Here is a 24,627-nt window from a genome sequence, read left to right as displayed (position 1 = left end):
TAACGGCTGATCTTAATAGCTTAAGGTTAATGATGTTAATAAAACATTAGTCTTGAGTTAGCCGTGTTATTTCATTAGATAACACAACCATCCATATTGTTTAATTATTTTATGAGGCACAATCCACATGGATCATTCTCAAGATTCAAATGTTCAACTGAACACGTTAAACCTACAAAGTTTGTCAACATTACCTGCTAATGTTGATGTGCCGAAATACGATCGTAGCCAGTTAACCGCTGGGATTGTGCATATTGGTGTCGGTGGCTTTCATCGTGCTCATCAAGCAATGTATATCAATGAGTTATTGAAGCAACCTGGTTCTGAGTCTTGGGCGATTTGTGGTGTCGGTTTGTTAGAAGCTAACCGCAGTCTACGTGATGTGTTGGTGAAACAAGACTATCTGTACAGTTTAACGGTACGTCACCCGAATGGTCAGATTGATCATCAAGTGATGGGCTCGATGATTGACTTTTTATTTGCACCAGAAAACAAACAACAGGTCATTGATAAACTGATTCACTCAGACACTAAAATTGTGTCATTGACCATCACAGAAGGCGGTTATAACTTTAATCCTGCAACCGGTGAGTTTGATTTCAACAATCCAGACATAATCCATGATATGGCGAATCCTAATGACCCAATCACCGCGTTTGGCTATTTAACTGCAGCACTTAAACAGCGTAAAGCCAAGGGCATGAAGCCTTTTACCATTCAGTCTTGTGACAACATTCAGCATAACGGCGACATGACCCGTAAAATGCTACTGGCGTTTGTGAATAAAAATGACGCTGGTTTAGGCCAATGGATTGAAACGAATGTAGCGTTTCCAAACGCAATGGTTGACCGTATTACCCCAGTGACAACCAAAGCAGACATCGAATATGTGGCTAACACATTACACATTAACGATGAATGGCCAATCACGTGCGAAGCCTTCACTCAATGGGTCATAGAAGACAACTTTAGTGATGGCCGTCCGGCGTTAGATACCGTTGGTGCACAATTTGTCAGTGACGTGACTCCGTTTGAAAAAATGAAGATCCGTTTATTAAACGCAGGCCATTCAGTATTAGGTTTATTAGGTTCTATACATGGTTTTGCGACGATTGATGAATCGGTATCTGATCCTTTATTTGCAACATATTTGCGTAAATTTATGGACGATGAAGTCACGCCGTTAATTGAGCAACTTGAAGGCATTGATTTAACTCAATACAAAGATACCCTAATTGAACGTTTTTCCAATCCGAACATTAAAGACAGCTTGGCGCGAATTTGTCTCGAAAGCTCAGCCAAGTTACCAAAATTTATCATTGCTTCTATTAATGAAAATATCGAATTAGGCCGTGATACTTCACTGGCCACATTGGTCATTGCTACCTGGTGTTTATACAGTGATAAACGTGTTGATCAGCAAGGGCAAGCGTTAGACATTAACGACCAAATGTCAGCACAGTTACATGAGTTTGCTAGCAGAACAGCACAAGATCCGTTAGCGTTTTTACAGCTAACTGACTTATTTGGTGATCTAAATAATCAAGCAAGCTTTTGTAAAGATTATCGTCAAGCGATTACGGCCTTATATGCACCGGGCAGTGACATTAAATCGATTATGCAAGCAAGATTACAAGCGAAAGGTTAAGCCGTATGAATAGCATATTAATTAATCATAAAGCTAAGGCCGACATTAACATCAGTTGTTTTGGCGAAGTATTGTGGGATTGTTTCCCTGATGGCAAGCGTGTTGGCGGGGCACCTTTAAATGTGTGCGTCAGACTTAATGCCTTGGGCATTAAAGGTTCGATGATCAGTGCCGTTGGCGATGATTTATTAGGTCGCGAGTTACTGAGTTTTATTGACGATCGCGGTGTTAATCGTGACTGTATCGCCATAGATCCCGTTAAAAGCACCGGCACAGTACAAGTCACTTTAGACAACAATGGGTCAGCGTCTTATGACATTGTCGCCGATACTGCGTGGGATAATATCGCATTAACGGAAGATATAATTGAGCAAGTTAATCGTGCTGACGTGTTGGTTTTTGGCAGTTTAATTGGTCGCAATGATGTGTCTCTCACTACCTTAACCGCCGTAGTTGAATTGGCTTCGTTTTCGGTATTTGACGTTAACTTACGTGCACCGCATTACCAGATTGATAGTGTGGTTAGTTTGATGAAAAAAGCAGATTTTATCAAATTAAATGATGATGAACTGTATGAAATTGCTAAAGCCATGGGCTCGCCATTTAATTCATTAGAACAAAACTTGGATTATATTGCTGAGCAAACCCAAACCAATTATCTGTGTGTTACCAAAGGCAGTCATGGAGCATTACTGAGTGTTGCAGGGCAGAAGTATTATAATTCAGGTTATTTAGTCAATGTAGTTGATACCGTCGGCGCCGGAGATTCATTTTTAGGCTCGTTACTGTACCAATTATGCAGTGATAGTAATCCGCAGTATGCGATTGATTTTGCTTGCGCTGTGGGTGCTATGGTTGCTCAGTCTCATGGCGCTACGCCAATGCTCACGTTAAATGAAATACAAGCGTTTATGCACCCGGTATGAATTGATTGGTGTTTTTGTTAGTGAAGTGTGAAGTGTGAAGTGTGAAGTGTGAAATTTGGGTTATTTCCCCTTTATATAACCCGTTAGCGCTTGGTTGTTATAACCAAGCGCTTTTTTTATCGAAAATCAACAGAGGCAATAAATGTTATTGCTCGCGACTTAACTCCATAATGCCTGCGGTTTTTGAACCAAATAATTGCTGATGTAAGCGACCGGCAAATTCATCGGTCATCCCAGAAATATAATCAGCAATCACCCGCATTGGATTATTATTGGCATTCCGCTCTGCTAACCATCGGTCTCGAGTATTAAGTGGTAACAGACGTTCAGGATCCGAGGCAAACGCTTCAAACAATTCCATCACAATCTGTTGGCCCTTATATTCCAGCATCTGGATTTCAGGTTTACGAATAACATACTTGAAAACTAATTGTTTCAGTACATGTAATGCTGCTGCAAAGTCTGGCTCTAATTCGGCATTATATTTTAATAAGTCTTCGTCAAATTGTGGGTTGGTACTAATGCCAATCGCGGTGACGAAACCGTTGACTAAGGTACCGATAGCATCTTTGCGTAAATGATGTTCATGAGAGAATAGCTTGTCACCAATGTTAGCGATTTCCGATATCAGCCATTGATCTTTGATTTCAGTTAACTGCCCAACCACATCGCGCTGCCACTGATGTTGGTTGACAATTCCCATTACAATAGCATCCTCGAGATCGTGTACCGCATAAGCAATGTCATCTGCCAATTCCATAATCGAGCAATCAAATGACTTATAGCGCGTTTTTAAATGGGGATAATCTACATGTGTATGACTTTGTTCACTGCTAATAAACAACTGCCTATCCGATTCTGATAATGCCGCTAATACCCAATCAATAATGGGTATATCATCATCAAATAATCCTTTTACCGGTGGCCATTCTGAGGGTTTTAGTTGGCGATGATTGGCTATGTCTGGCCTATTTTGATTGATATACAATTGCGAATACGTTGCTGGGTACTTCATTACCCCAAGTAAAGTACGCCGAGTAAGGTTCATCCCCCATGAAGGGGTATAGGGTTCTAAACGAGTTAAAATTCGAAAGGTTTGGCCGTTGCCTTCAAAACCACCGTGATGGCGCATCATGTAATTTAATGCGACTTCACCGCCGTGGCCAAAAGGTGGATGACCGATGTCGTGAGCCAAACAAATCGATTCAATGAGGCTCATTGAATTGAGTAAATACCTAAGGTCCGGATATTTTCGACGTAGTTGAGCAGTAATGCCAGTACCAATTTGTGACACTTCTAATGAATGTGTTAGCCGAGTACGGTAAAAGTCATTCATGCCAACGCCAAGCACTTGCGTTTTGGCTTGAAGCCGACGAAATGCTGCTGAATGCAGAATACGTGCGCGGTCTCGTTGATATGGGCTGCGATGATCATTACGGCGCTGTTTATCTTCACCGAGTAAACGTTGCTGCCAACGACTGTTCTGTTCTGTATTACTGGACTCGATGGTGTTATCAGGCATAAAATTCCTTTACAACATTTGATTAATTTCGTCTAAATTCAATGTAAAACTTGGAATAAAACAATCACGGAAATAAGCTACGGCAGGGTTAGGGTTGTCGTCTAACATTTGTTCTAAACGTTTACGGGCACTATTAAATTCACTGTTACCGGCTTTTTGTTCTTCTAAGCACTTTAAATATGCGCAGAGAGTATCAGCTGCTTTCACAATGGCTTTGTATTGTGGATCCGCTGCTTCACTGATAAACAGGCTGCGGTAATCGTCTTTAAATTCATCTGGTACCATTTCTAACATTCTCTGTTCAGCTATGGCTTCAATCTTTTTATATTCGGCTTCGATTTCTTTATTAAAGTATTTTACAGGTGTGGGTAAATCGCCAGTTAAAATTTCGCTAGCATCATGATAGATGGCAATGGTTGCCGCTTTATTGGCGTCTAAGTCGGTAGCGAATTTTTTATTGCTGATAATCACTAAAGCGTGAGCAACCATCGCCACTTGTAGTGAATGCTCTTGAACGTTTTCGCGGTGCACGTTATGCATTAACGGCCAACGTTGGATCAGTTTCATCCGAGATAAATGGGCAAATAAATGACTCATGAGACTCCTTACTGCGCTCAATAGTTTGTCTCAGCTTACAGGAGCTTATCAATAAAAAAAAGCGACTGTTCAGTCGCTTAGTGTTTTATTGAACAGATATCTCGTTAAGGTGCTATTGGCGATAGTCTTCCAAGAAATCACCAAACTCGGTGAGTGCTTTAGCCAAGTCTTCTTTATAGGGTAAAAAAACCACTCTAAGGTGATCTGGCTCAGGCCAGTTAAAGGCAGTTCCTTGTACTAACAGAATTTTTTTGGTTTTTAACAAATCAAGCACCAAACGTTCATCATCACGTAAATTAAACTTCTTCATGTCTAATTTCGGGAATGCGTACAAGGCACCTTTAGGTTTTTTACAGCTGACCCCAGGAATTTGATTAAGCAATTCGTACACCGCATCGCGTTGTATGGTTAAGCGGCCATTAGGTAATATCAGCTCATTAATTGACTGATAACCGCCTAATGCGGTTTGAATAGCATGTTGATTGGGTACATTGGCACACAGACGCATAGACGCCAGCATTTCTAGGCCTTCAATGTAACTTTTGGCAGCTTTTAAATTACCCGACAACATCATCCAACCCACACGGAAACCTGCGGCGCGATAGGCTTTAGATAAGCCATTAAAGGTGATAGTCAGAATGTCATCAGATAAACCAGCAGCAGGGATGTGCTTGGCCTCGTCGTATAAAATTTTATCGTAAATTTCATCGGCGAATAATATCAAATCGTGTTGACGACATAGCTCAACAACCTCTAGCAGCAATTCTTTACTGTAAACCGCACCGGTAGGGTTGTTTGGGTTGATCATCACAATCGCACGTGTGCGGCTGCTGATTTTACTCTTTATGTCATCTAAATCAGGAAACCAATCGGCTTCTTCATCGCATCGATAATGCACGGCTTTGCCACCAGCAAGGTTTGCCGCTGCAGTCCATAATGGATAATCAGGTGATGGGATCAGTACTTCATCATCGGTGTTAAGCAGCCCTTGCATGGCCATTACGATCAATTCAGAGACACCATTGCCTATGTAGATATCTTCAATATCGACGCCAAAAATACCTTGAGCTTGGTAATGCTGCACAATGGATTTACGCGCAGAGAATAAGCCTTTTGACTCGCAGTAACCTTGGGCACTGGGTAAGTTTAAAATAACGTCTCGAACGATTTCTTCTGGGGCTTCAAATCCAAAGGGGGCAGGGTTGCCTATATTAAGCTTTAAAATACGATGACCTTCGTCTTCTAACCGACGGGCCTCTTTATGTACTGGTCCGCGGATGTCATAACAAACGGAATCAAGCTTATTGGATTTGATAATGGGTCGCATACTACTACTCTCGATAACTAAATACGGCTTAAGTTAGCGAACCATAACGAATTTATTGGCATTGTGAAAGAGGCAAACAAGCAAAATGAATAATAATATTAGTGTTAAATGCTGATTCTGTCAGTAAATTAGCTATCGCTTCAGTGTTAAATGCTGTTTTTAGGTTGTGAATCAGTATGTGTATAGTGTTTGACAACAAAAAAGCCAGCACTTAGTGCTGGCTTTTGCTGAGTTGACTTGTGTTATTACTATTTTACTAATAACTCAAATTAACTGACGCTTAAACGCGCTTCTTGAACTCGCCTGTACGAGTATCAATTTCAATCTTGTCACCGACTTTAACAAAATCAGCAACGGTAACCGTACCACCACCAGTAATGGTAGCTGGCTTCATTACTTTGCCTGAAGTGTCACCACGAGCAGAAGGCTCGGTGTAGATAACTTCACGGACAATGTGAACGGGTAATTCAACAGAAATAGCCTTGCCTTCATAGAAGGTGACTTGGCAAACGTCTTCCATACCATCAATGATATAGTCAGCAGCATCACCTAAGTTGTCAGCTTCTACATCATACTGGTTGTATTCTTCATCCATGAATACATACATAGGGTCAGCGAAGTATGAGTAAGTACAATCAAGACGTTCTAGAATGATATCGTCTAATTTGTCTTCACCTTTGAAGGTTTGTTCAGTGCCAGAATCTAGCAATACGTTCTTTAATTTTAACTTAACGATTGCAGCGTTACGGCCAGAACGAGTTGTTTCAGTCTTCTGAACAACCCATGGGCTGCCATCTAACATGATCACGTTACCAGGACGGATTTCATGAGCAGTTTTCATTTCACTATTTCCTATATATTTAGATTTTTTTTATTTATAGAGCAGTATCTTAGCTATTTTTAACGAATTGAACTAGTCGACTCGCAAGATCTGCTTCATTTAACGCGTTAATTGGCCATTCAATAGCATGTTGCATTAAAGACAAATTAACAGAATGTAATTGTTGCCAGTGCATTACTACCGCGTTTGTATTCCCCTGGTTGAAGGCCAAATTCACCTCAGACCAAGTGGCAGCAATTTCTGGAGCAAGATTATCGCAGTAAATTTGCATAAAAGCTTGTAATTTTACCAAGTGATAATCATCTTCTTGAGGATAAATGTGCCATATGAAGGGTTTTGCAGCCCATTGAGCACGTAAAAACGAATCTTCACCCCGCACAATATTAAAATCACAGCTCCATAGCAAGCGATCAAAAGCATTTTGATCAGTCATGGGTAATATATGTAGGGTTAAGTTACCTATTGTAAATTGTTGACCGGGCATCAAAGCTTTAATGTCACAGGGCAATATGCTCGTTAAGCTATGTAAACTGCGTCCTTTAGGGATTAGTGCATGAATTGGGCTTGGCGATGTTTGCCATAATTCACACAAAGCAACTAAGGCTGGCGTTTCATAACTAAAGACACTGATAACCGTATCTTTAGCATCTATTCCCTGTAACCCCAGTTTGTTGAACAATGCTAATTTATGTTTTGAGTCAGCTTGCCATTCGTCACGTTGATTAAATAATTCCCGCTCACAGATAAGCCCGCCTGTCTTAGGGGTAAAACCTGGAAAATAGAACCACTTTTTAACCCCACCAGGCTGTGAAGAGGGCAACCCGTGACAACCCTCTACCCAATCTTCAGCACTGAGATATTCAAGGTTTAACCATGTAGGGGCTCGAGAAAGAGGGTGTTGATGTAATTGATTTATGGTGGATTTTATTTGTGATGGTAATTCACAGGCAAATGCTTCAATAACGACATTACCAGCAATAAACTCTATATCTATTGGGTTATTCCATTGAAATATATTCACACCATTGAATATTTGCTTCGGTTTGTGTGGGTCTAGCATAGGTAAAATATGCGAAAAACTCAGTAAGTCATCGACCCATAAATTGATGGGAATATCATATTCAATCACCAGTTGCTTAGCCAAACGCCAGGTGACACCTATGTCACCATAGTTATCGACCACGACACAAAAAATATCCCAATGAGGGTATAATGGATTGAAATTATTGACTGACATATTGGTGGTTACTTAACCGTTAAACCAAACTATAGACATAAAAAAGCGGCAATAAAGCCGCTTTCAATCACAAAACTAATCTGATGATGTGGGTTAGTCTTCTAACTCAGCTAGACACATTTCTTCATAAACTAGCTTAACCCAGCCGTCAACACGTTCTTCAGTTAGCTCAGGTTGACGATCTTCATCAATCCCTAAACCGACAAAGTGCTTGTCGTCTGCCATGCCCTTAGAGGCTTCGAAATTGTAGCTTTCAGATGGCCAATTACCAATGATAATACCGCCTCGAGCTTCAACGATGTCACGTATCATGCCCATCGCATCAAGGAAATATTCAGCATAATCTTCTTGGTCACCACAACCAAAAATAGCGACTAGCTTATCGGTAAAGTCAATTTGCTCAAGCTCTGGGAAAAAGTCATCCCAATCACACTGTGCTTCGCCGTAATACCATGTTGGAATACCAAACATAAGCAAATCGTATTCAGCAATTTGCTCCTTGGTACTCTTTGCGATGTCTTTAACATCGAGCATGCTTTTACCCAGTTTTTTCTGGATCATTTTGGCTACAGCTTCGGTGTTGCCAGTGTCGCTACCGAAAAAAAGACCTACAGTTGCCATTGTCTATCCTTTAAATATCTAGTTCGCGTTGTGCGATGTTCTAAAAACGTCTCAGTTGTCGAGTTGCTGTTGCAGAATAAATTCGATTAACTGGCTACGGCTGATGTTACTGTTCAAAGCTTGTTGGTTCAAGGCGTCATACAAATCTTGTGACACCTTTAACTCTATTCGCTTTAAACCGTTAGCGCGATCGCGCTGAATTTGGTTACGTTTATTGATCTTTAATTGCTGCTCCCGAGAAAGAGGGTTACTTCTCGGACGCCCACGGCGAGTTTCAGCGGCAAAAAGGTCAATAGTCGTTCTATCTGTTGTTTCTTTTGCCATTGTACTCTTTAACCGATCCCAGAGCCTTCCCAGGTCATCTGAATGATACCTTTTGCAATAAACCCGGCGCAGCCGAGGAATAACACTGCCCAAACAATATATCGACCAAATTTAGGGACTTCACCTTGTTTAAGCACATCATGGATAGCCATGCCGATAAAAAAGAATATCGATGCAAAAAACAAGTTCAAGCCTACTGCTTCAATTTGTTCCATGTATTGGTTTAACATACTTCTACCTTCGCTATTGAGTGTCTGGCGAAAAGAGGGCGCGAATATATCACATCACGATACAATCGGCTATGTTCAAAAAGGTAAATATTAAAAATTTACCCTTGGTTTTGTTCAATAAACTCAGACACGATGCGATTAAAGATCTCAGGCTTTTGTGCATGTAACCAATGGCCTGTACCGTTCAATGTTTTTGCACTGGCATGTGGAAATTGACGCATGATTTCATCACGATGCTCAGCAGTGACATAATTTGACTCACCGCCACGGATAAATAGTGCTGGTTTATCAAAATGATCGTTATCGGTTAAAGGCAAATCCCAACCTATAATACGGTCGTAAGATTCGATTAGCCCAGTTAAATTCATTTTCCACTCAAAGCCGCTGTCTGTGCGTTGTAGATTCTTGAGTAAGAATTGAGATGTCGGCTCATCAATACCGGCGTTGATCAAGTGTGCTATGGCCGACTTTCGAGTGGTATCGCTGTTTAATACTAAACTGGTTAAGCCTGCAAATACGGTTTGATGTCTTGGGCTATATGCGACCGGCGCGATATCTGCAATCACTAAGCTTTTGACACGCTCTGGGTGTAAAAGAGCCATTGCCATCGCAATTTTTCCGCCCATAGAATGGCCGACCACATGGGCTTGTTCAATCTGCAAATCATCGAGTACATCAATCATGGCATCAGCCAGTTGAGAGTAATCCATGTTGTCCCAATGCTCGCTTAAGCCATGATTGGGTACATCAACCCTTATGACTTGATGTTGTTGCTCAAGCACACTGGCGAGGTTTTTTAGATTATCAAGATTACCAAACAGCCCATGAATAAGCAGGACGGCTTCACCTTGACCAGAAGATACATAATGCATAATTCAATAAGCTCATTGGACATTTAATGCGGAAGATTCTGCTGCAATGAGCCGGTCAAATCAAGTTTTGCTGACACATGTCGCCATAGTTGCTGATATTTTAAACTGCTTTCAAAAAAATATGAGTAATATAGGCCATTAAATGATTTTGTCACTTTATTAGTAGGTTAAGCATGGCTTACACTGAAGCAATATTTTTTTGATCGCATTAATATTAATTCGATCTGCGATCCCGACTTAATCTGATGCCAATGTAATCTTGGCAACAGTAATAGACTGATAGAAAAAGGATGACTCTGATGAAATACATTGAAATTGACGAAGAACTTTATCGCTTTATTGCCAGTAAAACTGAACGCATCGGCGAAAGCGCTTCCGATATTTTGCGTCGTTTATTGAACTTGTCAGTCGAAAATGTCGATATAAGCTTACCCACAGACATTAGTCATCCAAGTTTAGAGTCGCAATCGCCAGTAAATCGTCATCCAGTTTTTGATCAAGCCAAAGCGGCTGTTGAAAAAGTGATCGCTGAGCAAAAGAGTGCCATTCAGCACGTTCCATTAGACGAAGACATTGCAACGTCAACAACTATTGATTTTGATGCCATTGTAAGCCAACACTTATTAAGTCAGCAGAAAGGTGCCGTTGGGCGTTTTATGCATTTATTATCCAGCCTTGAATCTACTGCTCGTAGTGACTTTGACAAAGTGCTTAATGTGCAAGGCAAAGGACGTTTGTATTTTGCCCGCTCTAAACAGGCGTTATTAACGTCAAGTAAATCTTCTAATCCAAAAGAAATCGCATCAAGTGGATTTTGGGTCACCACCAATAACAATACCGCCAAAAAACAAACTATTCTAACAGAGGTATTGGAACATTTAGGTTGTGACAGTGAAAGAGCGAAGAGCATCGCCGAACACATTTAACCTTTGAGTTTTGTCGAAGATTCATTTTTTATTTACTAACTAGGAGACCACTCGTGGCCATTCATCAACGCGCAGGACAGCAAGCTTTACAAACGGATTTAGTGAATATTCCTAAATTGATGAGTCATTATTATCGCATTATTCCTAATGTGGAAGACGTGCAACAAAAAGTGACATTTGGTACATCGGGTCATCGAGGCAGTGCGTTTTCATCGAGTTTCAATCAAAACCACATTTGGGCTATCACCCAAGCCGTTGTCGATTATCGTCATTCCGCCAATATAAGCGGGCCAATGATTGTGGGTTTTGACACCCATGCATTGTCTTATGCAGCATTTATGTCGGTGGTCGAAGTATTAACTGCAAACCAAGTTAAAATGCTAATTCAACAGCATGATGGTTTTACCCCAACACCAGTGGTGTCTCAAGCGATTGTTCGTGCAAATTCGTCAGCACCTGCTGCGTTAATCGATGGGTTAATTATTACTCCTTCGCACAATCCTCCACAAGATGGTGGCATTAAGTACAATCCACCTCATGGCGGTCCTGCTGAAGGTGAAATTACTAAAATCATCGAAACAAAAGCCAATGAATATCTTGCCAATCAACTCTCAGGCGTTAAAAAAGTTAATTACGGTGTCGCGGTTAAATCGGGTTGGATTGATGAAGTCGATTTTATTGCACCTTATGTTGAATCTCTTGCTGAAGTCATTGATATGGAGGCGATTAAAAAAGCCAACATTCGTATAGGTGTTGATCCTTTAGGTGGGTCGGGTATTTACTACTGGGAGCAAATTGCCGCTCACTATGGTGTAGATATTACCTTAGTCAATGATAAAGTTGATCCCACATTTGGCTTTATGCCATTAGATAAAGACGGCAAAATCCGGATGGATTGCTCGTCTCCTTATGCCATGGCAGGTTTGTTAGCGTACAGCGAAGATTATGATTTGTGCGTCGGTAATGACCCGGATTATGACCGTCACGGTATTGTGTGCCCTGGCTTTGGGCTGATGAACCCTAACCATTATTTGGCGGTGGCGATAGACTATTTAATGACTCATCGTCCACAATGGGCTGAGTCACTCGCAGTGGGTAAAACCTTAGTATCAAGTGCAATGATTGATCGTGTTTGTAATGCGTTAGGTCGACAATGCTTAGAAGTGCCTGTGGGCTTTAAATGGTTTGTTGATGGCTTAGCAAATAGCACCATTGCATTTGGTGGCGAAGAAAGTGCTGGTGCAGCGTTTTTAAAACGTGATGGCAGTACCTGGTGTACTGATAAAGACGGCTTTATTTTAGCATTACTAGCGGCTGAGATTTTAGCCGTAACAGGCAAAACACCTGCACAACGCTATAAAGAGTTAACCGATCAATTTGGTGAAAGTTTTTACACTCGTATCGATAGCCCAATTAGTCTTAAGAAAAAAGCTAAGTTTGAACAGTTAAATCGTGACAGCTTTACCGACACAGAATTAGCGGGTGAGGCGATTACAGCAATATTAAGTCATGCGCCTGGTAATAATGCGGCGATTGGCGGGATTAAAGTCACTACCGAAAATGGCTGGTTTGCTGCGCGTCCATCAGGTACTGAAGCCTTGTTTAAAATCTACGCCGAAAGCTTTATTAGTCAGCAGCATTTGGATGACATTATTACTCAAGCACAGACTATGATTGATCAAGCTTTGAAAGGTTAAGTTAACTGTTACTTGTTTAATAAAAAAAAGCACTGATTTTCAGTGCTTTTTTTGCTTCTATTGATGCGATTTTTTTGTCAGTATGGCTTAACTGTTCGTTGTTAATAATTAATGTTAAGTCATTTCAAGGAAGATATTAATGAATAAATATATGTCACTACTTTCTTTACCTGTGATTATTTTATCGGGTTGCCAAACTCAAACTCAAACTCAAACTCAAACTCAAACTCAAACTCAAACTCAAACTCAAACCGTTCAAGTACCTCAAGCCGTGTTTAATACAAAGGTAATCACTATTGAAAATTCTCAACTCAATCAATATTGGTCATTGGAGCAGATTAAACCTGTAATGTTAAACAAACGTCCTGATTGGTTACCAAGAGGTGCAGGTAAGGGCGAATATTATATTACGATTGACTCAAACGGTAACGAAGTCAGCAAAGAGCTTATTAGCTCGCAGCCAGAGGGCTGGATGACGCAAGCATTAGTCAATAAGATGCCAAAACAGCAGTATGTGCCAGCGGCATCGAATATTAAGCGAGTACCAGTGAAAGTGAAAATGGATTTTGAAGTAAAGCGTATGAATTGATCTTGAGGTTACTTAACTTGTATTGAGCTATTTAACCAAATATAATTCGAGGGCAGAATAATACATTCCGCCCTCGATATTATTTTACAAACTATACATTATGACTAACCGTCGTCACTAGGCTAGGTCAAACCTGTCTGCATTCATTACTTTAGTCCACGTTTTAACAAAGTCTTTAACAAACTTCTCTTTTGCGTCGTCTTGTGCATAAATCTCTGCATACGAACGTAAAATAGAGTTTGAGCCAAAGACTAAATCAACTCGAGTTGCAGTCCATTTCACTTTATCAGTGCTGCGCTCCACAATGTGATACAGATTTTTACCTGCAGGCTTCCAGTTGTACGACATATCAGTTAAGTTGACAAAAAAGTCATTTGATAACACGCCAACATTGTCGGTAAATACACCGTGTTGACTGTTGTCGTAGTTGGTTCCTAATACTCGCATACCACCAACCAATACTGTCATTTCATGCGCGGTTAGCCCCATTAATTGAGTACGGTCGAGCATCATTTCTTCTGGCTGAACGATATAGTCTTTCTTTTGCCAGTTTCTAAATGCATCGTGTAGAGGCTCTAACACATCAAAAGACTCAACATCAGTTTGAGCTTGCGTTGCATCGCCACGTCCGGCAACAAAAGGCACCGATATCTTAACGCCAGCAGCATGAGCAGCTTGCTCTACTGCGGCTGATCCTCCGAGCACAATTAAATCTGCAATACTGACCGGCTTAGTTAGGCCTGCTTGAATAGTGGTTAACACCGCTAATACTTTTTGTAACCTTGTCGGCTCGTTACCTTGCCAGTCTTTTTGTGGCGCTAAACGAATACGTGCACCGTTGGCTCCGCCACGAAAATCTGAACCACGGAAAGTGCGGGCACTGTCCCAAGCCGTAGCTACAAGTTCAGCAATACTTAATCCACTGGCCAGAATCTTAGCTTTAGTGTCGGTAACTTCTTGTTCGGTTAAGTTGTAATCAACTTGTGGAACAGGATCTTGCCATATTAACTCTTCAGCAGGTACATCCGTGCCTAAATAACGACTTTTAGGACCCAAATCTCTGTGGGTAAGCTTAAACCAAGCACGAGCAAACACATCCGAGAAATAAGCTGGATCTTGATAAAAGCGATCTGAAATTTTTCTATACTCTGGGTCCATCTTCATCGCCATATCAGCGTCGGTCATGATAGGACTTAGGCGAATCGATGGATCTTCAACATCAACAGGCTTATGCTCTTCTTTGATGTCGATAGGCTGCCATTGCCATGCACCAGCAGGGCTCTTTTTAAGTTCCCACTCGTAGTTAAGCAATAACTCAAAGTAGCCATTGTCCCACTGAGTTGGGTTGGTTGTCCAAGCGCCTTCAATACCGCTTGTTACCGTGTCGCGGCCAATACCGCGGCTTGTTTTGTTTAACCAGCCTAAACCTTGGTCTTCGAGTTCAGCCCCTTCAGGAGCGGCTTCGAGCTTTTCTGCACGACCATTGCCGTGACATTTACCGACAGTGTGACCACCAGCAGTAAGCGCGACGGTTTCTTCGTCATTCATTGCCATGCGTTCAAAGGTGACACGAATGTCTTGAGCGGTTCTCAGTGGGTCTGGCTTGCCATCAGGACCTTCAGGATTGACATAAATTAATCCCATCATTACGGCGGCTAATGGATTTTCGAGATCTCGTTCGCCTGAATAGCGGCTATTAGGTGTATCGCTTGTTGCCAGCCATTCTTTTTCTGAACCCCAGTATATGTCTTTCTCTGGATGCCAGATGTCAGCACGGCCGCCAGCAAACCCAAAGGTTTTTAGGCCCATAGATTCATAAGCAATGGTACCAGCGAGAATGATCAAATCAGCCCAAGACAACTTATTGCCATATTTTTTTTTAATTGGCCACAGTAATCTACGTGCTTTGTCTAAATTGGCGTTATCTGGCCAGCTGTTGAGTGGCGCAAAACGTTGGTTACCTGTTCCTGCACCGCCGCGACCGTCTGCTATACGATAAGTACCAGCAGAGTGCCAAGCCATACGGATCATCAGTCCACCATAATGGCCCCAGTCGGCTGGCCACCAATCTTTGCTATCAGTCATGAGTGCGTGGAGATCTTGTTTTACCGCAGACAAGTCGAGGCTTTTAAACGCCTCGCGGTAATCGAAGTTAGGATCCATTGGATCGGTTTTATTGTCATGCTGATGAAGAATATCGAGATTAAGTGCATTAGGCCACCACTCCATAACGTCGCTCGCGACTGTGGTATTGCCGCCGTGGTTTACTGGGCATTTGCCTTGGGTTTGTTGTGCTTTGTCCATGATAGGTTCCTTTATCACTAAAAATAGCATAAATTTTATGCATCACTGGATTTCTATAACAGGCTAACTGACTGTGACTACGAATGAAAGCGACTTTTTTCGGTCCGGCTAATCGATTTTATTGATGAATAAGATTAGTCATGCTGACTGTTAAAAATCGTTCGATAATAGAACAGTATGTTGATAGAGATTAGGCCAATAATTTGGTGTAAGTCATGATCCAAGTCATTAAAGACTATGATGTTAGACTGCGGTGCTCATTGATTGTTGTACTTGAATATAGTGGGCAAAAGATGACATGGGTATAGGTTTACTATAGTAGTAACCTTGGGCGAGATCGCAACCGAGTGATGCTAGTAATGTCGCCGTTTCACTGCTCTCTACGCCTTCTGCTACAACATTACAATTTAAGTGTTGGGACAGAAAAATGACTGATTTTACTATTGCCAAGTCTGCATCGCTATGATGGATACTGTTGATAAATGAACCATCAATTTTAATTTGGGTAACAGGAAGGTCACGCAGTAGTTCTAGCGAAGAAAACCCCGTTCCAAAATCATCAATACTGAATGCTCCCCCCGCAGCGGTAATCTGTGTCATCGCATCCTTAGCTTGTGCAACATTGGTCATCATTGCACTTTCGGTTATTTCAAACATTATCTTCTGCGATGAGTGATTGCCGTTAACAAGTGACACACTTTTATTGATTAGGGTTGGATCTTGTAAATCTTTAGCGGACAAATTGAGGTGGATACACAAAGACAAACCCAAGGATTCAAAATGCTCAACGTCCTTTGCAACTTGTTGCATTACCCAACCGGTTATTTGGTTTATAAGGGTAGTTTGTTCGGCAATATTAATAAACACACTTGGGGGCGTGTAACTGCCATCTGGACGAGGCCAGCGAATAAGCGCTTCGACGCCGTAAAGGCTGTTGTCGCGAAGATTTATGATAGGTTGATACCAGAGTTCAAACTCCTGTTGTTCAATCGCGCGTTTTAATAAAGCACTGATATTCACTTTTTCGGCGGCATTGGTTTCAAGGCTATGATCATAGGTGGTATATAAGGTGGCTAGTTTTTTACTTGAGTACATAGCAATATCGGCTTGCTGTAACAATTGACCTATTTCACTTGCGTAGCTGGGATAGTGAGATAATCCTACGCTAGCGCCCACTAATAAATCATAACTCTCAATGCAAAATGCCTTTTCAAGCGCCTGGTGTATAGCGTTAATGGTGTGTTGAACCTGAGCTAATTCTACTTGAGTGACAATGACAGCAAATTCGTCTCCGCCAAGTCTAAATAACGCTGCATCATCGGGTAAGTGTTCAGAAACACTCTTACCGACTTCAATTAAGAGTAAGTCACCATAATAATGGCCTAAAGCATCATTGACTTGTTTAAAACGGTTTAAATCAATCAGCAACAGGCTGAATGGCAGTCCAACATCGACATGATGACTTAACGAGTTCATTAAATATTGTCGATTAGGTAGACCTGTTAAGCTATCGTGCAGCGCATTACTGCGCTCATTGATGACTAATTTTTCGACTTTAAGCAAACTCATTAAACTCAGTCGAGTGACCAACACAACAAATCCGCCACCAGAAAACATGATGATGCAAAAAATGACATCTGATATTGCCAAGTCAGATTGTTTACACAGGTAATAAAAAACCCCTGTATAGCCCAGCACGAAAAAGATGATCAATCCTCTAAGCACTCGCCAGCCAGTATTATTGTCCTTAACACAAATTTTGTTTACTGCTCTTAAACTAAAGACCAGCATACAGAGTCCTAAAATAAGCATTGATAAAGCCAATATCTGCAACAATCGCTATTTCCTGTGGTAAGAGGGGAAGGATAATCGATAAAACGAGCGAGCTGTTGTTAAAGATTGCTGTAAAATGTTGTTGTGAAGGTGTGTTGTTCGTGTAGATTTATTAAGGACAGTGTATTTAAAATAGCGTAAAAAAGGTGCCTGTTAAGTAAATGGCTAACCCAAGATAGGTTAACCATTTAAATACTAGTGTACTAATGTTGTTTTTGCGTACTTAAAGTAGAAAATGAAATCAATTATTTAACGACGATTCTCATCATATTTAGTCATTGCACGTTGAGGTATCAAACATCTAACCGCGCAATGACATCTTGCCTTATACAGAATCAATATGTATTCATTAGCCGCGGTAACCAAATAATTTTTGTTCCATGATGGCTTTACTGACGGCCTCGGGTACGGCGTTAACCCATTCCCCTTGACCGCGACAAATTTGTTGTAAAATTTCTCGAGAAAAAATATTAAACAAATCAAGATTGCTTGATTCAATACTGGTGATAAAGCCGTTATCAAGCACGTGGCGGAATAAATAACGCAAGTTACTAGGCACACTGACATTGGTTAAGTCATTTAGCTCGCCTTTTTCATCCCGCTCTGGGTAGACAAACAAACGCGTATTATCAGGAAATAACTTACCAAAAGCTTCAAGAATGCCGCCTTCCATGCCACGATAATATTCTTCATCAAAAATTTGTTTAATGTTAACAATGCCCACCACAATGCCAATTTGTAATTGGGTGTACTGACGAAAATAAGCACGTAATGAAAAATAGCGGGTGTAATCAGAAATCATTACGTTATAGCCTAATAAGTTAAGCAATTTAACCCGTTCCATAATGTCCTTCTCGGTCATATTGGCATCTTTACCGTGTAAGTCATTCAGTGATATTTCTGCGATTAACACGGTATTTTTATCGGTTACCCCTTCTAATGTCGAAAAGGCTTTGTAGCCTTGCTCAATCATATCGACATTAAGGTTGGTAATGGGTTTAAATGAACCACGAATGGTTAACACGTTCTTTTTGTACAGCATATCGGCAGGTACCGCGACACTGCCATCGGCTTTGAACATAATCGCGCGAGTTTTCCAGCTGCGAATAAGATGAATATTCTTGGCTTGATTGTCGACATCTTCAAAGTAGGGACCTTGAAAGTCGATACAATCAATTTCAATCCGATTGGCTTTTAGGCTGTCGGTTAACGAATCGATAATCATTTTTGGATCTTCAAAATAATAATAGCTGGCGTAAATAAGGTTTACACCTAAAATACCCAGCGCTTGTTGTTGTGCTTCAGCGCTGTCATCAAACATGCGTACATGGACAATAATATTAGACGGCTCAGCACCAGGGTACATTTGAATACGCACCCCGCACCATGCATGGCATTCGTTTTTACGATTAAAGCTCTTGGCTGAGACAGTAGCTGCATAGGTAAAATATCGTGAAGACTTAGAGCGAATGGCTCCAACACGATCGACCACTAAATCAAACTCTTGCTCCATCATCGCTAGCACACGAGCTTTACTGACATAACGGCCATCTTCTTGGACACCATAGATGGCATCTGAAAATTTCATATCGTAGGCCGACATGGTTTTCGCTATCGTACCCGCAGCAGCGCCAGCCACAAAAAAGTTACGTGCGACTTCTTGTCCTGCACCAATTTCAACAATGGTGCCGTACTTTTTTTCGTCTAGATTTAAACGAAGGGCTTTTTCTTTGGTGCCACGCGAACTGACTTGCTTATCCATATTATCTCCACACGATAAAATATTCATATCTTAAGGTTACGGCTAACAATGTTATAGCAAGTTGAAATATGCGCTAGTGCTGAAAGGAAAAATGTGTCGATATAATGATGATTTTACGTTAATTGTTACTTTATTGATGTTTATAGTGGCATTTTTACTCAGGTCGTCGATGCAGATGGCCAGAATCATTATTTTTAGATTAAACAGAAGATAGCCGCCACAGTTTTAGCAAAATGTGGTGGCTATGGTGATGTTCTCTCGAGTCCAGGCTATCTCTCGTACTGGTTATCTTGGGACATCCATCATGGTTTGCAAAAACACCGCCGAAAAAGGCGCTTTTTGTTGTTTTTTAATCTGTGGACTTAACCCATTTTCAAATAAAACAAATAAATAATCATGACCATTACTGACATTCACTCTGCCAGCTAGGTTTGCAATGCCCAACATACTGCCTGTTTTAGCAAACACATGGTTTTTCAACGGTGATTTATTGAAATAGCGTTTATAGCGTAAAGTGCCACTAACACCAGATTCTGGTAACAACTCGAGTAAAAAGTGGTACTCAGGTTGTTGGTATAGGGTGGTGAGTACACTTAATACGTGCTCAGGTGTGAGTAAGTTATAGCGCGACAAACCAGAGCCATCGGCGATGTTTGCATTTGATAAATCGATGCCAATAGAATACAGAATGGTTTTTAATGCTTGGCCACTTCGGGCAAAATCACTGGGTGCTTGATAATAAACCTCACCCAATTTTTTTAATAAACTGTCGGCAATTAAATTATCTGATTTAAGCAACATGGTTTCGAGCAATTTAGGCAATGCTGCAGATTGGTGGCTAGCGATCACTTGTCTTTGAGCCATAAACTGCGGTTCTGTTTTCATTTTTTGTGCTGTAATGGGTTGCTGATGCACAATGCCTAAAGAAGCCAATTGTTTGGCTACAATCTGTTGCGCGTACAGTTGTGGTTCGGTAATGGCTATTGCCAAAGGCAATGATTTAGCGCCGACATGGCAGCCACTAAGATGATAGCGATTATTATCGAAACGGCTTAACGTTAACTGACACTGTGGTACTGATTCTGTTAGATATGCAGGAAGAACAACCGCATCGGTTAATGTCTTCACTGTGGGCTTAGCAACAGATCGGTTGATGATTGGGGTGACAAAATAAGCATCATTGGTGATTTCAATGGGTCGGTTTCCCATCATGGTGATGTTGGCCACTTTATTGTAGCCAGTTGTTGCTAATCGACCATAGACACAATTTTTATCAATGATGAAAGGCGATATTGGCGCTGCGTAGCAAATCCCTAAATCATCCCATACCCAGCCAGGTGCCTGCAGTTGGCTATCTTGCTCACTGGTTAATACAATATTGCCCGTCAGTTCAGTGATACCTAGCAGACTTAAAGAGGCGAGTAACTGTCGCAAATCTTGATATTTTAAGGTTGGGTCGCCACTAAATTCTATGTAAATGTCGCCAGAATATATGCCATTATCAATTTGGCTTTTATCTAAAGGTTGCTCTGCTAACGTAGTTAAACGGGTTTGATAGGTAAAGTCTTTACCGAGTTGTTTAGTTGCAGCCAATGCGGTTAACAGTTTTTGAACACTGGCAGGTTGCATTAACGATTGGTTGTTGTACTCAAATACTGTTTGTTGAGTCGTCATGTCCCATACTGTGATGCCGAGCTGTGAATGTGTTGGTTTTAGTAACTGGAGCATATTATCAAGATACAATGCTGCAGGTTGCTGGTTAGTACTATCACTATGAATTGTTTGTGGCTGACTGAGTGCTACTTGGTCGGGTGTTTCTGCTGCGATTGCAACATTCAACAGGCTTGTGGTAATCAATGCTCCTAGCAGACATAAGGCTTGAGTGAACCGCAAAGAGGGTTGTTCATAAAAGAAACGAGGCTGGGGGAGACAAAAAAGAAAGGAATTCATAAAAGCCTATTGTGAGAGTTCAGTAACGATAGGTTATGTTAGCTGATGATATCCTTAGCTGATATGCATTTGATGTTTTTTGGTTATATTTCCTCATTTATGATAATTAGAATTAATGTTTAACTCATTATCATTGACGCTTTAGTTGACTAGTTAGCAAGCAATCTCGCTTTATTACGCAAATTATCAACAAAAAAGCGTACTAAAACCGCAGCTAAGTAAGAAAAATCTTGCTCATCACCTTGTTAGTCGGTAATTTCTATCAGCTTAACAGAACGCCAAGCTCACTAATCTTCAGAATTAGATGCCTCAGAGCTGCAATAGTTCTATTTTGCAGCATATTGTGGTGTGATATAAGTTGATTAGAGCGGATAGACAGACCACGATAGACCATTCAGCAATGATATTTATTATTGTAAAGGTTATCTCGTTAGCTCTATCGATATTGCGTTAAAAGAAACATCATCAATTGAGGTTGACGTTACTTATTCTGAAGTCACTTATACCCTCAATTAATCTGTAAGCATGGCATGTATTACTTGCTAAACAGATGAACAGCGTACTTACAATTACAATATATCGCTGTGATGTTTTTTAAATTTGATCCCATTACTGATTATGGTAATGGTCACCCATTTTAAGGAGGATGCCTTGCTGGATAAGCTAGGTGGTATTGCCCTAAATGCAGATGCTGTGTCTTGGTTGCTTAAGCCAAAAGATTTTAAGCAAGCCTTACTAACTAAAATTGCATCGGCAACATCTTCAATTTACATCGCAGCATTATATGTTGAAGATGATGAAGCTGGCCGTGAGGTATTGCAGGCGTTATTAGACGCAAAGAACCAAAACCCACAATTAGATATCAAAGTGTTAGTGGATTATCATCGTGCACGCCGAGGCCTAATAGGTCAAAAGGGCGACAGTGGTAATTATATTTTATATCGTCAATTAATGGACCAAGCAACGCATCCGTTTGATATTGTCGGTGTGCCGGTGAAGTCTCGCGAATTTATGGGTGTACTGCATCTTAAAGGCTTTATCATCGACGACACTGTTATTTACAGTGGCGCGAGCATTAACAACATTTATTTACAACAGCAAGAAAAATACCGTTTCGATAGATACCATGTTATCGATTGTCCTGAGCTGGCTCGCAGTATGCGTGACATGATAAAGCAGAATATCGTTAGCGATCCTGCCGTAAGTGTATTAAGTCAAGCTGCAGACAATGAAGATAACCCTGAAAAGAACGATGTAAAAAGTTTTAAACATCGTCTATCTCAGGCCCGTTATCAGTATACCTCTACCACAGTGGGTAACCGTGTTACGCCATTGATCGGTTTAGGCAGAAAAAACAACGGATTAAATGACACTATTGTTAAGTTAGTCGATGAATCAACTAAAGAGTTGTTTATTTGTACGCCTTATTTCAACCCGCCAACGATTTTAACTCGTGCATTAGCAAGACATCTGCGTGATGGCAAAAAAATAGATATTGTCGTTGGTGACAAAACGGCGAATGACTTCTACATTCCGCCGGATCAAGATTTTTCAACGATTGGTGCGTTGCCGTACATGTACGAGCAATCACTGCGTAAATTTGCCAAAAACCAGCAATGGGCTATTGAGAACGGACAACTGAATATTCATTTATGGAAAGATGGTATTAACAGTTTTCATTTGAAGGGCATCAGTGCCGATAATCGAAAGCATCTGATAACGGGTTCGAACCTAAACCCACGCGCGTGGGCATTGGATTTAGAAAATGGCTTATTATTGCATGATGAGTCAGGATCTTGGAAAGAGTCGTTTATTCAAGAGCAGCAATATATCTTGCTACACACTGAGCGATTATTTCATTATAGCCAAATCGATACTTTGCAGAAATACCCTAAACCGGTGAAGAAAATAATGAATCGAATTCGCCGTTTAAAAGCAGACTTTTTATTACGCCGTATTCTATAATTTCCTCATAATGCGTTTATCAGTTCATCACCAGCATTGGTGATGAATTTTTTTCATCTTAGAGTTGCAGAATGTCAGAATTACCGACTAAACCCACTAAAGCGCCAATTCATGCGGTTCACCGTTTGCATGAGTATCGAAAATCCTTGTCGACAAAGCCCTTTGGCGCGCGAGGAAAGAAACTTATTAGATGTAATTTGTGTCTCTTGGGTGAATTATTTTGCACATGTAAACATCGTCAATACTTGAATACCAACACCAGCTTTATGTTGATTATGTATAACGATGAAGTATTAAAACCAACCAATAGTGGTAGGCTGATTGCCGACTTAATTCCTGATACCCATGCGTTTTTGTGGACTCGAACCGAGACCGATACTGCAATGTTGGCTTTATTGTCTAATCCAACTTATCAACCATTTTTAGTCTTCCCACAACAATATATTGAGAACGATCAAGCCGTCGTTGAGCAAATAACGGCCACTTCGTTGACGACTGAGCAGGGCATAACCAAAATACCTTTGTTAGTTATGCTTGATGGCAGTTGGCGTGAAGCCATTAAAATGTATCGTAAAAGCCCGTATTTACAACAAATGCCAGTGCTTTCATTTGCACCTGAAACCTTAGCAACCTACGCTCTGCGTAAAGGCAGCCATGATTTTCAACTGGGCACAGCAGAAGTCGCGGCAATGGCATTAACCGCAGCTCAAGAGCCTCAAAATGGTGTAGCATTATCGACTTGGTTTGATTTATTCGTAGAATCTTCCTTGCTTGGGCGTAACCGTCGGGCAAAAGAAACCTTAACGCCAATTTCTGAGTTTATTGATGCTTTTAAACATGCATTACAGGCTAGTCATGAGGGCGGTAAAAAATAGCTTAATCGGCGCCAAACGGTTGCATATTGTGTTAAATTACGTGATGCTAACTGAACGTTAATGGTGTTAGTTATCGCTATTAGGTTATCAATTTTACCTAAGCAACATTCTAATCTGCAGGATTTTATTAAGGATCGTTTCGTACACATTATGGAAGAGTTGATAAACAGTGCTAGAGAGATAAATACTAAAAAATTAGTTGTTTTGTGTCGTCTTGAACCCGGTTGTTTGGGACCAGATGGTGCTGAGCATATCAACACTTTTTGCCAGGTGGCCGAGCGAGCATTAGTAAACTTAAATGCTGATGTGTGTCATTGGTTTCTTGCGCCTCGCTTAGACAAAAGCTTAATAGAAATTCAATACAGCCTTGCAGGTAAGGTGTTGTCTCGTGATAAAGCGGTTAAGTTTATTAGCTCGTTTGATCAAGACCTTGATGACATAGAAGAGCGTTTTGAAGATAAATTGACCCAATTAATTAATCAATATATTGCCCGTAAACGGTAAATGTAGCTCATGTGTTTTAGATTCCTTTCATAGCACTTTAGCCTGTACTTTAACTCTCCCCATAGTGCTAAGGCTTA

General features: G+C 40.9%; 21 protein-coding genes. 8 read left to right on the top strand and 13 right to left on the bottom strand.

Features of this window, described 5'->3' with window-relative positions:
- Positions 1-127: 127 nt before the first annotated feature.
- On the top strand, positions 128-1,648 hold the full coding sequence (locus AAEY94_RS18235; protein WP_162023037.1) for a mannitol dehydrogenase family protein: 1,521 nt from the start codon (positions 128-130) through the stop codon (positions 1,646-1,648).
- A gap of 5 nt (positions 1,649-1,653) precedes the next feature.
- Entirely contained in the window at positions 1,654-2,574 is a 921-nt protein-coding gene (locus AAEY94_RS18230) for a carbohydrate kinase family protein (RefSeq protein ID WP_350979520.1), read from the top strand.
- A 145-nt stretch (positions 2,575-2,719) separates the two neighbouring features.
- On the opposite strand, the gene AAEY94_RS18225 is transcribed toward AAEY94_RS18230, so the two are convergent.
- From AAEY94_RS18225 to AAEY94_RS18185, 9 genes are all read right to left on the bottom strand, one after another.
- Complete coding sequence (locus AAEY94_RS18225) at positions 2,720-4,096, bottom strand: anti-phage deoxyguanosine triphosphatase (RefSeq protein ID WP_350979518.1); 1,377 nt, start codon at positions 4,094-4,096, stop codon at positions 2,720-2,722.
- A 9-nt stretch (positions 4,097-4,105) separates the two neighbouring features.
- Positions 4,106-4,693 (bottom strand): 5'-deoxynucleotidase, encoded by a 588-nt coding sequence (gene yfbR / locus AAEY94_RS18220; RefSeq protein WP_350979516.1) that lies wholly within the window; start codon positions 4,691-4,693, stop codon positions 4,106-4,108.
- 112 nt (positions 4,694-4,805) lie between these two features.
- Positions 4,806-6,020 (bottom strand): pyridoxal phosphate-dependent aminotransferase, encoded by a 1,215-nt coding sequence (locus AAEY94_RS18215; RefSeq protein ID WP_350979514.1) that lies wholly within the window; start codon positions 6,018-6,020, stop codon positions 4,806-4,808.
- A gap of 280 nt (positions 6,021-6,300) precedes the next feature.
- Positions 6,301-6,861 carry an elongation factor P gene (gene efp, locus AAEY94_RS18210; RefSeq protein WP_011637369.1) on the bottom strand — a complete coding sequence of 187 codons (561 nt, stop codon included), beginning with the start codon at positions 6,859-6,861 and terminating at the stop codon, positions 6,301-6,303.
- A 49-nt stretch (positions 6,862-6,910) separates the two neighbouring features.
- Positions 6,911-8,098, bottom strand: coding sequence for an elongation factor P maturation arginine rhamnosyltransferase EarP (gene earP, locus AAEY94_RS18205; protein WP_350979512.1), 1,188 nt, complete (start codon positions 8,096-8,098; stop codon positions 6,911-6,913).
- A 93-nt stretch (positions 8,099-8,191) separates the two neighbouring features.
- Positions 8,192-8,719 carry a flavodoxin FldA gene (gene fldA / locus AAEY94_RS18200; RefSeq protein ID WP_101088376.1) on the bottom strand — a complete coding sequence of 176 codons (528 nt, stop codon included), beginning with the start codon at positions 8,717-8,719 and terminating at the stop codon, positions 8,192-8,194.
- Between the two features lie 51 nt (positions 8,720-8,770).
- Complete coding sequence (gene ybfE / locus AAEY94_RS18195; protein ID WP_011637372.1) at positions 8,771-9,043, bottom strand: LexA regulated protein; 273 nt, start codon at positions 9,041-9,043, stop codon at positions 8,771-8,773.
- 8 nt (positions 9,044-9,051) lie between these two features.
- Positions 9,052-9,273 carry a DUF2788 domain-containing protein gene (locus tag AAEY94_RS18190; protein ID WP_059744892.1) on the bottom strand — a complete coding sequence of 74 codons (222 nt, stop codon included), beginning with the start codon at positions 9,271-9,273 and terminating at the stop codon, positions 9,052-9,054.
- A 98-nt stretch (positions 9,274-9,371) separates the two neighbouring features.
- The gene (locus tag AAEY94_RS18185) at positions 9,372-10,145 is read right to left on the bottom strand and encodes an alpha/beta fold hydrolase (RefSeq protein ID WP_335692325.1); all 774 of its coding nucleotides are present in this window, start codon (positions 10,143-10,145) and stop codon (positions 9,372-9,374) included.
- Between the two features lie 299 nt (positions 10,146-10,444).
- Here AAEY94_RS18185 and seqA point away from each other — a divergent pair, with 299 nt between their 5' ends.
- The 3 genes from seqA (at position 10,445) to AAEY94_RS18170 (ending at position 13,357) form a co-directional block, all read left to right on the top strand.
- Complete coding sequence (gene seqA, locus AAEY94_RS18180) at positions 10,445-11,071, top strand: replication initiation negative regulator SeqA (RefSeq protein ID WP_101088374.1); 627 nt, start codon at positions 10,445-10,447, stop codon at positions 11,069-11,071.
- A 53-nt stretch (positions 11,072-11,124) separates the two neighbouring features.
- The gene (gene pgm / locus AAEY94_RS18175; protein WP_101088373.1) at positions 11,125-12,768 is read left to right on the top strand and encodes a phosphoglucomutase (alpha-D-glucose-1,6-bisphosphate-dependent); all 1,644 of its coding nucleotides are present in this window, start codon (positions 11,125-11,127) and stop codon (positions 12,766-12,768) included.
- A 139-nt stretch (positions 12,769-12,907) separates the two neighbouring features.
- On the top strand, positions 12,908-13,357 hold the full coding sequence (locus AAEY94_RS18170) for a hypothetical protein (protein ID WP_350979507.1): 450 nt from the start codon (positions 12,908-12,910) through the stop codon (positions 13,355-13,357).
- A gap of 117 nt (positions 13,358-13,474) precedes the next feature.
- On the opposite strand, the gene katG is transcribed toward AAEY94_RS18170, so the two are convergent.
- The 4 genes from katG to dacB all read right to left on the bottom strand — a co-directional run bounded on the left by katG (position 13,475) and on the right by dacB (position 21,113).
- Complete coding sequence (gene katG / locus AAEY94_RS18165) at positions 13,475-15,661, bottom strand: catalase/peroxidase HPI (RefSeq protein ID WP_350979505.1); 2,187 nt, start codon at positions 15,659-15,661, stop codon at positions 13,475-13,477.
- A gap of 243 nt (positions 15,662-15,904) precedes the next feature.
- The gene (locus tag AAEY94_RS18160; RefSeq protein ID WP_350979503.1) at positions 15,905-17,452 is read right to left on the bottom strand and encodes a putative bifunctional diguanylate cyclase/phosphodiesterase; all 1,548 of its coding nucleotides are present in this window, start codon (positions 17,450-17,452) and stop codon (positions 15,905-15,907) included.
- Positions 17,453-17,843: 391 nt separating this feature from the next.
- Positions 17,844-19,256: a TonB-dependent receptor gene (locus AAEY94_RS18155; RefSeq protein WP_335692329.1), complete on the bottom strand. Its 1,413-nt coding sequence runs from the start codon at positions 19,254-19,256 to the stop codon at positions 17,844-17,846.
- A 285-nt stretch (positions 19,257-19,541) separates the two neighbouring features.
- Entirely contained in the window at positions 19,542-21,113 is a 1,572-nt protein-coding gene (gene dacB, locus AAEY94_RS18150; protein WP_350979501.1) for a D-alanyl-D-alanine carboxypeptidase/D-alanyl-D-alanine endopeptidase, read from the bottom strand.
- 717 nt (positions 21,114-21,830) lie between these two features.
- Here dacB and pssA point away from each other — a divergent pair.
- The 3 genes from pssA to AAEY94_RS18135 all read left to right on the top strand — a co-directional run bounded on the left by pssA (position 21,831) and on the right by AAEY94_RS18135 (position 24,550).
- Entirely contained in the window at positions 21,831-23,171 is a 1,341-nt protein-coding gene (pssA, locus tag AAEY94_RS18145) for a CDP-diacylglycerol--serine O-phosphatidyltransferase (protein ID WP_101088367.1), read from the top strand.
- A gap of 71 nt (positions 23,172-23,242) precedes the next feature.
- Complete coding sequence (locus AAEY94_RS18140; RefSeq protein ID WP_335692331.1) at positions 23,243-24,046, top strand: tRNA-uridine aminocarboxypropyltransferase; 804 nt, start codon at positions 23,243-23,245, stop codon at positions 24,044-24,046.
- 150 nt (positions 24,047-24,196) lie between these two features.
- Positions 24,197-24,550: a hypothetical protein gene (locus AAEY94_RS18135; protein WP_101088488.1), complete on the top strand. Its 354-nt coding sequence runs from the start codon at positions 24,197-24,199 to the stop codon at positions 24,548-24,550.
- Positions 24,551-24,627: the final 77 nt, after the last annotated feature.

Source organism: Shewanella sp. AC34-MNA-CIBAN-0136 (genome assembly GCF_040309945.1).
Lineage (GTDB): Bacteria > Pseudomonadota > Gammaproteobacteria > Enterobacterales > Shewanellaceae > Shewanella.
The sequence above is the reverse complement of the archived record's forward strand: the minus strand, read 5'-3'. Positions and strand labels throughout refer to the sequence as shown.